Genomic DNA, 8,497 nt, shown 5'->3' with positions numbered 1-8,497 from the left:
TTGGAAAGCGTGTTGCGTGCAAGCGCTCGCGAGTTCGAATCTCGCATCCTCCGCCACGGTATGACCAGGCAAAACGAAGGGGCCCGACGATCCTCGGCGGGCCCCTTCGCTGTTGTCCTTAGCCCTCGTTGTCCTGGTCTTTGTCCACAGGGACCGTTTCCTGGGGGCCCCAGATGGCATCTGCGATCTTCCGGGCCACGTCCTTGAGCATGGCATCCGGCACATGGAGGTACCGGGCGCGCATGCTCGCCGAGGTGCCCGGCTCCCACCCCATGATCTGATCGATGACGCGGTCTGGGACGCCGAGCAGCATGAGCACGGTAGCGGCGGTGTGCCGGGCGTCGTGCAGCCGAGCACTCCGAACGCCAGCGTCTTCCAGCAGCCGCTTCCAGTCGTGGTAATCGGTGTTCGGGCTGAGTGGGCCGCCCAGCCGCTTGGTGAACACATAGTCCGACTCCACCCACAGGTCGCCGGCCGCCTTGCGCTCCCGCGCTTGCGCCTCACGGTGTGCACGCAGCATCGAGACCAGCGGGCCTGGCAGGGGCACGGCACGGCGGCCCGCTCGCGACTTGGTGTTCTTGGTCTCGCGTCGGACCTGGACCCTGTCGGGGCAGTACCCGGCTTTCCGGCCGCACGGCGCGGCTTCCTGGCAGCCGTGCTTGTACCTGGGGCGGAGACGGTTTCGACGCAGCTTGAGGTACTCGTTGTCCAGGTCGACGTCAGGCCAGCGCAGTCCGAGCGTCTCGCCCTGCCGCAGCCCGAGCGCCAGCGCCAGCATCCAGCGGGCGCTGTTCCGGCGCTTGTTGGCTGCGAGCAGCAGGCACTGAACCTCTTCCACGGAGTAGGGCTCGACCTCGGATTCGTCCTCTTCCATCCGTGGCGGCTTCGCCAACGCGGCGGCGTTCTTCGCCGCGTAGCCGCGCCGTACCGCCTCCCCCAGGGCGGTTCGGGCGGTGCGGTGGGCCTGGTGAGCCGTGCCGGCCTTGCGCTCCCCGTTCGCCTGCATGCGGCGGTACAGGCTCTCCAGGTGCTCGGGCTGCAAGCGGTCCAGGCGGTGCTTGCCGACACCGGGAACCAAGTGCACGCGAACGGCGACCTCGTAGCCGTCGTACGTGTTCTCGCTGACAGTCGGCTTGGCGATGTTCTCAACCCAGTGCCAAAGCCACTTCTCAACCGTCCACGGCTTGCCGGGCTGACGCGCCGAACCCGCGTCGCGCTCCCTCTCAAGCCGCCGGACTTCCTCAACCAGCTCCTCACGCGTCGGGCGCGTCACGTGTCGGCGGTACGGCTCCCCGTTGTCCTTGTGACCCATCGGCACCCGTGCGTGCCAACGACCGTCCTTCCCGAAGTAGATCGCGGATTCGCCGTTGGCGCGGCGGGTGCGCTTCTTCTTGCTCTCTGCCACAGGCACGCTCCTGCTTCTTTGGGATGTCGGAAAGGAACAGTGGCGGCGGCCCTCCTCTTCGGGAGTGCCGCCGCCGCAGGCGGCATCGTCAAGCGACTCGCTTGGCCGCGCGGCGGCGGGCGACGTACTCAGGTAGTGCGTCAGCGGGGACGCGGCGGAGACGGCCAACGTCGATGGACTCCAGCTCTCCGGTGCGGATGAGCGCGAAGCACGTGGTCCGGCCAATGCGGAGTCGGCGGGCGGCCTCTTCGACGGTGAGGAGAACCAACGTGGCGTCGTCGTCTGCGAGGGACGCGCGGGTGTCGCGTTCGACCAAGACTCCTCCTGTGGAGTTCTGCTGCTGTTGCGGAGATGTTTCAGCGGTCTTTTCACCGGTGGACTCAGGCATGGTGTTCGACCCAGAAGACGTTGCGGTCTCCTCGGCTGTTCTTGCTGGTCCGGATGACGTAGTCGCCGCGCCAGCGTCCGACTTGGCCGGTGAGCAGGCGGCCGAGGCCCAGGGCGTTGGGCAGACGGCCGGTGGGAGTGGTGATGAACTGGCCGTCCCACTGGTCGTGTTCGTCCAGGCCGATGCGGTCGGGTTCGGCGGAGCGGCGGAGTTCGGCGGCGGTCATGGGCTGGTCGGCGTGGAGTTGGTGCCAGCAGGCCAGGAAGGCGTGCCAGCGGGTTTCGTCCTCGTCGATGTCACGCACTTGGGCGGCGTTGGCGAGAAACCCCTCGATGCCGTGGTGGGCGAGGAATCCGCCGAGGGCTTGGGCCCAGGGGGTGAACTGCCGCATGGAGACGGTGTCGGCGCGGGTCGCGCCGTTGCGGGTCCAGTCCAGCACCAGCACCAGCAGGTGCCACAGCACGGTGAGCTGGTTGCGGGGGTCGGTGATCCACTGGTCCAGGTGCGGGATCCCGAACGTGGATTGGTCGCGTTGCTCGGGGCGGGGCATGTTGGGGTCCAGATGCACCCGGACGGTGCGGGAGGCCATGTCCCCACCGACTTGGAGGTTGTTGCCGGTGGCCATCCACAGTCGGTCGTTGACGGTGGCGATGTTGCGGGACGCGCCCAGCTGGCGGTCGGACCACACGCCGGCGGTGACCAGTAGCGCGAGGGTGGCCGAGTCGATGACGGTTCCTTCGGCGAGGTTGTCCCACACCACCACGCCGACCTGTTCGGCGAACACGGCGGTGATGGACTTGCGCAGTTCCTCTTCGGTGTAGGCCCAGGGGATGATTCGCTGGCCATAGAGCATGCCGGGGCCGCCGGTCAGGATGGATTTTCCGGAGGCGGGCATGGTCGCGTCGATCAGCGCGAACGGGGTCAGGGACCGGGTGAAGTGCCGCAGGATCGGAGTGACCAGCAGCGCCAGGTAGTTCGCCCGGTCGGCCGCGCTGGACCACGGGAAGTCGCGCAGGAACCGGTTGAGCATGAAGTCGCGGGCCTCGTTGACCTGCCGGGTGGTCGGTTCGTCAGGTACGGGCGGCAGCGCGACCTTGGAGGCCAGGTACAGGCCGGTGGCGGCGTCGTAGCCGGGCTTTTGGAGCAGGGTGCCGTCTCGGCGCAGGACGGGCGCGCCGATAACGCCGTGCAGCGGCGCGAGGTTGGGCCAGGTCTTGCCGGACAGGACGGCGGACAGGATTCCGCGGGGAGGGGTGACCTCCTCCTCGTAGAACTCCAGCTTTCCGGTGTCGTCTTTGCGCGCCCGCTGGCGGAAGACGTAGGCGTGGTGGGCCAGCAGTTCGGCGAGGTTGGCGGGCGTGATCGCGCTCGCGGTGACTGGAAGCGGCGAGTCTTCGTCGGCGGCCGGGGAGCTGTGCCCGCCCGACACGGTCTCCATGTGGACCAGGGACCCGCCCGAGACGTAGGTGTCGGGCAGTTTGCTGGCGGCCAGGGCGGCTTTGAGGACGCGGATGGTCTCGGGGTCGGATCCGACCTGGAGACGCGGTTTGTGGGTCATGCGGGCACGCTCCTGGGGCGTTGGGTGCCGGCGCGGAACCCGGACCGGACGGTCCGGCGGGCGGGCCATTCGGCGAGCCCGGTGCGCACGGCGGCAGCGGTCAGCAGTTGCTCGGTGTCGTCGGGATCGAGGGCGCCGCCCGCCACCAGCTGGCCGAGCGCGACGGCGGCGCCGTACAGGGTGGCGTTGCGGCGCCCCTCGGGCGCGGCGGCGATGGCCTCCAGGCTGGCGTTGACGGCCTTGCCCAGGTAGGCGCCGCGGTTGCCGGTGGCCAGCTTCACGGTGACCGGGCGTTGCGGCGGCAGCGGCGCGGGACGGAGCCGTTCGGCCAGCCAGCCCGGCAGCGGCGCCGGGGCCGGCGTGTGGATCGGGGTATAGGTGCCGGTGCCGTCCGGCAGGTCGACGAAGGATCCGGGGCCGACGACGTATCCGCCGTCGCCGCGGGTGTCGACCTTCCAGCCCAGCCCTTCACCCTTGTCGCCGGAGGTGTTGGTCAGCCGGATACCGCCCGGGGCGGTGAAGTACAGGTGGGATCCGCCGCGCCGGGTGCGGACGTGGAAGGTCTCCAGCGGCATCGGCTGCCCGGCCTGTTCGCAGACCATGGCGAACACGTCGGCGCCGTCGTTGACGCCGGGCACCGCCCACTCGGGCGGCGGGTGCTCGCCGGGCTTGGGAAGGTCCAGGTCGATCACCAGCAGCCGGGACGGGCCGCACGCGATCCCGATGTTGTACGGGCGCCGCGCCCACATCTCCCGGATTGCGTCGGGGTCGGTGGTGGCGGTCTGCTTCCACCGTGTGCCGCGGGGCGGTTCCTTGTCCCCGATGGCGACGGGGAAGACGTGCCAGCCGCGGGCGGCGCACGTCAGCGCGTACCGCGCCAACGTGGCGGCATCGGGCCGGGGCGCTGCGGGTGCGGGCGGGCGGGCGTGGTCGGTCATGCTGCGGTCTCCTCCTTCGGCGGTATCGGCAGGGCGAACAGGTCGGTTTGGTGGCCGCCAGCCCGGCCAGGAGTCGGGCGCGCCAGCCGGTGGCGACGCAGGCGGCGCGGGAACGGGATCACCTCGCGGGACCCGTCCGCCCGGCGCACCAGCACGTTGCGGGGGCCACCACCCGCCCCCCAGCGGGTCAGGACGGTCACGACCTCCGGCGGGTTCTTGCGGCCCGACAGGCGGTCGCCCGCGTCGAGGTAGCGGCGGCCGATCATGCCGGTCATGCGGCATCGCTCCCTTCGGACAGTGGGCGGTCGGCGGTGAGGCGGGCCAGCAGTGCGGCCAGGGCGGCGGCGCCCTGGGCGGGGACGACGCCGTTGCCGAGGGCTTTGAGCATCTGGTTGCGGGTGAGGCCGGGGACGTCGGTGACGTGGCCGTCGGGGAGGCCCATGAGCCACTCGACGAACGTGGGGTTCAGCTGGTCGGCGCCGTTGCGTCCGGTGGGAAGCCGGGGAGGAGGAGCTGGCCGTCCGAGGATCCGGGCCCATCGGTGGATGGCGGGGGCGTACGGTCCCCACGCCACGCCGTCGGCGGGTTCGTCATCCCGGCCAGTTCGCGGGGTGTCTCGCCTTGGGCGATCTCCACCACTTGGGCCAGGCTCGGCGAGGACGAGCTCCGGATCACCGTTCTGCGGCTCGTCCGTTCGGCGGCTACGCGCGGCGTGGGCAGCAGCATCACGGCCGAGGGCAGCATCAGGTCGCCCGAGCTGCCCCGTTGGTTCGGGCCGCCCTTCGTCCCGTCGGTCGCGCGCGGGGTGGGCAGCAGGCTGCACACCTCGGCGGCCAGGTTCAGGCCGTGCGTGCCCGCCTCTTGTGACGGTGTGCGCTTGGTCTGCCGGTTCTCGTTCTCCGACGCTCGCGGGGTGGGCAGCAGTGCCACCTGTGCCCGTAGGGTGTCGTTGCGCGAGGAGTCCGGCGGCCCGGTCCCGTTGGTCTCCGACACGGTCGGCGTGGGCAGCAGTTCCACCACCGCCGGTAGTCCGTCCTCGTAGCTGCGGCCCTTGGAGTCGCGCGCCCTGGGCGTCGGCAGCGCGGGCGAGGACGAACAGGCGGTTGCGCTGGTGCGCGGCGCCGACGTCGGACGCTCGAAGAGTGATCCACTCCGCATCGAACCCGAGGTCGGCAAGGTCGGTGAGGACGTCGGCAAACCCAATTCGAAGGTGGCTTGCGACGTTCTCAAAGATCGCGTAGCGGGGTCGTAGTACGCGAAGCGCGGTCGCGATGTGCGGCCAGAGGTGCCGGTCATCGGCGGTTCCCTTCCTGTGTCCGGCGAGACTGAACGGCTGACACGGGTAGCCGCCGCACACCACGTCGATCGGCGGGACGGTCGTCCAGTCGACGGCGGTGATGTCGCCGAAATTGGGGACGTCCGGCCAGTGGTGGGCCAGGATCGCGGCGGCGCCGGGGTCGGGGTCGGCGACCCAGACTGGGCGGACGTCGAACACCTCGGCGGCGGCCAAGTCCAGGCCGCCATACCCGGTGCACAGCGACCCCAGGGACAGAGGTGCGGTCGCGGTCATCCGGCGTCACCGTCCCGCCGGTCGCGCCGGGAACGCGGCCACACCGGCGCCCACTCCGACAGGTCCTCGTTGCCGGGGGTGATGACGATCCCGGCGGGGGTGAGGACGAATTCGTGTCCGTGCTCGCAGTCCCACAGGTCGCCGGGGACGTCGGGGGCGTGCGCGGCCCAGCAGGTGCCCGGGTTGTGGCAGTAGGGGCAGTCGGGGCCGTTGGTGACGGGCCAGTGGGTGACGGGGATGTACCAGTCGTGGCGGCAGGCGCGGCAGCGCCACGCGTTGACCTCGGTGAGGTCGGCGAGGGTGGCCGGGCCGATGAACACCACCTCGGTGGGCCGCTGGCAGGTGGGGCAGTCGGGCGGCGTGGTGGTAGGCCATTGCTCGGCGGGCGGGAACTCGACCGGTTCGGGGGCAGGGAGTGTCATGATGGTGGGGCCTCCTTCGTGGGCCTGGTTAGGGTCCGTGAGCGGTTGGGGGCGGGCCCTCGGCGGCGTGCTTGGTGGCTTGTGCGCCGAGGGCCGTTTTGTGCCCTCCTGAGCTGAGCTAGGTGAAGCACCATCCGCTGTCACAGGTGCCGTCGCCGTCATCGAACGGCAACGGGTCGTCGGTGGGGACTACGTCGGCTAGCGGGGCGTTGTAGCGGGTCAGCCACACCGGGTCTTTGGCCAGGTCGCGGCGGCGGGTGTTGAGGGTGTCCTCCAGGTGGCATGCGCGGGTGAACAGCTCGGGGTCGTCGCGGCGCATGTCTTGCCATGCGGTGAGGCGGTGGAAGGGGCAGAACCAGCAGGACGACTTGGGCGGGACGGGCAGGCCAGCAGATCGGATGATGCGCGGGCAGTCGGCGCGGCGGATGCCGAGGTCGAGCAGTGGGTAGACGATGCGTTCGTAGGGCTCGCAGCGGCGGGTGTTGGCGCGGTGGATCTCGTCCACGCTGATCCCGATGCCGACTGTGGCCGGGTTGGTGGCGTTGGCGCCGTGGGCTTTGAGCCACCGGCCGATGACCTTGATTTTGAAGTCGGCGGTGCATGAGCGGGTGCCTGGGGCGCCGTTGGACATGCGGACGGGGATGGGGATGGAGCGGGATCCTTCGCGCGTGAGTCGGCCGTAGAGGGTTTCGGTGCTGCCGTCGCGCTTGATGCGGTGCAACTCGTGCAGGTCGATGCCGTGCGCGGCGGCGAACGGGGCCGCGTGTTCGGTGACGTAGCGCAGGGTGGCGGGGTGTTCGGAATCGGCGCCGACGTTGGCGAACAGGAAGGTGCGGAAGTCGATCTCTTCGCGGGCGGCCAGCACGAGGGCGGCGGTGGACTGCCAGCCTCCGCCGTAGCTGAACGTGCGGAGACCGGTACTCCTTGGGACGTCGGCAGGTGGTGCGGTGGCAGAACCCACGGGCATGGGTCTGTCTCCTCTCATGGGGGTGATCGGTTGGGGGCGGGCCCTCGGTGGCGTGCTTGGTGGCGTGTGCGCCGAGGGCCGCTTGCTGCCCCCTAACCGGCAGGGCGTTAGCGGTTGTCGGTGTGTCGGGGGTGGGTGGCGCGGCCGGTGGCTTTGCGGTCGCGTTTGCGGTGGCGTTCTTTGGCGAGTTCGGAGCGGGCGGCCAGGCCGCCGTACCCGGTGCACAGCGACCCCAGGGACAGCACGGGCGCGGTCATGCGGCATCACTCCCGGCGGGTCGGTAGGTGTCGGGTTCGCCGTCGGGCACGATGCGTTGCGGCTGCAGGTGCGACGCGTCGGCTCCAGCTGGGCACGACGCGTCGTGCCCAGCTCGGGGCGACGGCTCGCGGGTCGGGCGGGTCATGCGACGCTCCGGGTCCGGTGGTGGGCCTGGCGGCATCGCTTGGAGCAGTAGACGCGGCGGCGCCCGCGGGCCGGCTGGGCGAAGACGGCACGGCAGCGCAGGCACCGCGGCGGCCGGATCCGCAGGCGCATTTCGTCGCGAATTACGTCGCGCAGATCAGGTAGGGGCGGCGCGTCGGCGGTGGTGGCTTCCCACAAGACCCGCGGCACGTTTTCGGTGCCGGTAATGGCTCGCGGACGCGCCGGGGTGTTCCAGCCCGGCCGGGGCGGCAGCTCGGCGACCTTGCGCAGACCGGCGGCGCGGGGACTGGCGCCGAACTCATCAGCCTGGGTGTAGGTGATCAGGCGCCAGTACCCGGCGGCCCTGGCCACGCGCCACACCGCGCCGTACAGCATCGAGCACGCGTTGCGGGTGCCGTCGCTGGCCAGCCGGGTGACCTCCATCGTCAGCGCGTCGTCCAATACCCGGTTGACCGGGCGTCCGGCGATCGCAACAGCGACGACGCGGCGATCAGCCAAGACACCCAGGCTGATCCTGTGGCCGGTGGGTGGTTCGTGGTGCCGGTGCAACTGCGCGACGATGCCGCACGCGTCATCGAAGCTGGGCATGGGGACGATACGCAACCGGGTCATGCGGCGTCACCGTCCCGCCGGTCGCGGTTGGCGCGCGGCGCGGGGGCGAGCGCGACGCAGGTGTTGGAGGCGCCGCAGTAGGAGGAGACTCGCCAGCGGGCCGGGGCGGGGTCGGCCGGTGGTGTGATGGGGTCGTTGCGCCGGTGCGGCATGGGTTCTCCCGTTGGGGTTTTGGGCATGCGTCGGGTAGGGCCGGGGTGTCCCGGGCCGGGAG

12 protein-coding genes are annotated in these 8,497 nt (G+C 70.7%); all 12 read right to left on the bottom strand.

Going from position 1 to position 8,497, the window contains the following annotated elements; translation table 11 throughout:
- Positions 1-118: 118 nt before the first annotated feature.
- The 12 genes from E1264_RS36130 to E1264_RS36085 all read right to left on the bottom strand — a co-directional run bounded on the left by E1264_RS36130 (position 119) and on the right by E1264_RS36085 (position 8,435).
- Positions 119-1,405, bottom strand: coding sequence for a site-specific integrase (locus E1264_RS36130; RefSeq protein WP_132180949.1), 1,287 nt, complete (start codon positions 1,403-1,405; stop codon positions 119-121).
- Between the two features lie 88 nt (positions 1,406-1,493).
- Positions 1,494-1,721 carry an excisionase family DNA-binding protein gene (locus E1264_RS36125; RefSeq protein WP_132180947.1) on the bottom strand — a complete coding sequence of 76 codons (228 nt, stop codon included), beginning with the start codon at positions 1,719-1,721 and terminating at the stop codon, positions 1,494-1,496.
- 64 nt (positions 1,722-1,785) lie between these two features.
- A complete protein-coding gene (locus tag E1264_RS36120; protein ID WP_132180945.1) occupies positions 1,786-3,351 on the bottom strand; it encodes a hypothetical protein in 1,566 nt (521 codons plus the stop codon).
- Positions 3,348-4,289: a bifunctional DNA primase/polymerase gene (locus E1264_RS36115; RefSeq protein WP_132180943.1), complete on the bottom strand. Its 942-nt coding sequence runs from the start codon at positions 4,287-4,289 to the stop codon at positions 3,348-3,350. The genes E1264_RS36120 and E1264_RS36115 overlap by 4 nt, the downstream gene beginning before the upstream one ends.
- Positions 4,286-4,564, bottom strand: coding sequence for a hypothetical protein (locus E1264_RS36110; protein ID WP_132180941.1), 279 nt, complete (start codon positions 4,562-4,564; stop codon positions 4,286-4,288). Before E1264_RS36110 ends, E1264_RS36115 begins: the two co-directional genes overlap by 4 nt.
- On the bottom strand, positions 4,561-4,731 hold the full coding sequence (locus tag E1264_RS45675) for a hypothetical protein (protein ID WP_243711385.1): 171 nt from the start codon (positions 4,729-4,731) through the stop codon (positions 4,561-4,563). The genes E1264_RS36110 and E1264_RS45675 overlap by 4 nt, the downstream gene beginning before the upstream one ends.
- A 23-nt stretch (positions 4,732-4,754) precedes the next feature.
- Entirely contained in the window at positions 4,755-5,447 is a 693-nt protein-coding gene (locus tag E1264_RS45670; RefSeq protein ID WP_243711384.1) for a hypothetical protein, read from the bottom strand.
- 408 nt (positions 5,448-5,855) lie between these two features.
- Entirely contained in the window at positions 5,856-6,281 is a 426-nt protein-coding gene (locus tag E1264_RS36100; RefSeq protein WP_132180937.1) for a hypothetical protein, read from the bottom strand.
- A gap of 118 nt (positions 6,282-6,399) precedes the next feature.
- The gene (locus E1264_RS36095) at positions 6,400-7,248 is read right to left on the bottom strand and encodes a phosphoadenosine phosphosulfate reductase (RefSeq protein ID WP_132180935.1); all 849 of its coding nucleotides are present in this window, start codon (positions 7,246-7,248) and stop codon (positions 6,400-6,402) included.
- 107 nt (positions 7,249-7,355) lie between these two features.
- Complete coding sequence (locus E1264_RS44040; protein WP_165964557.1) at positions 7,356-7,505, bottom strand: hypothetical protein; 150 nt, start codon at positions 7,503-7,505, stop codon at positions 7,356-7,358.
- Between the two features lie 142 nt (positions 7,506-7,647).
- On the bottom strand, positions 7,648-8,283 hold the full coding sequence (locus tag E1264_RS36090) for an XF1762 family protein (protein ID WP_207936706.1): 636 nt from the start codon (positions 8,281-8,283) through the stop codon (positions 7,648-7,650).
- Positions 8,280-8,435 carry a DUF397 domain-containing protein gene (locus E1264_RS36085; protein WP_165964556.1) on the bottom strand — a complete coding sequence of 52 codons (156 nt, stop codon included), beginning with the start codon at positions 8,433-8,435 and terminating at the stop codon, positions 8,280-8,282. Before E1264_RS36085 ends, E1264_RS36090 begins: the two co-directional genes overlap by 4 nt.
- Between the last annotated feature and the right edge of the window lie 62 nt (positions 8,436-8,497).

It is taken from the genome of Actinomadura sp. KC216 (genome assembly GCF_004348535.1).
GTDB lineage: Bacteria > Actinomycetota > Actinomycetes > Streptosporangiales > Streptosporangiaceae > Spirillospora.
The sequence above is the reverse complement of the archived record's forward strand: the minus strand, read 5'-3'. Positions and strand labels throughout refer to the sequence as shown.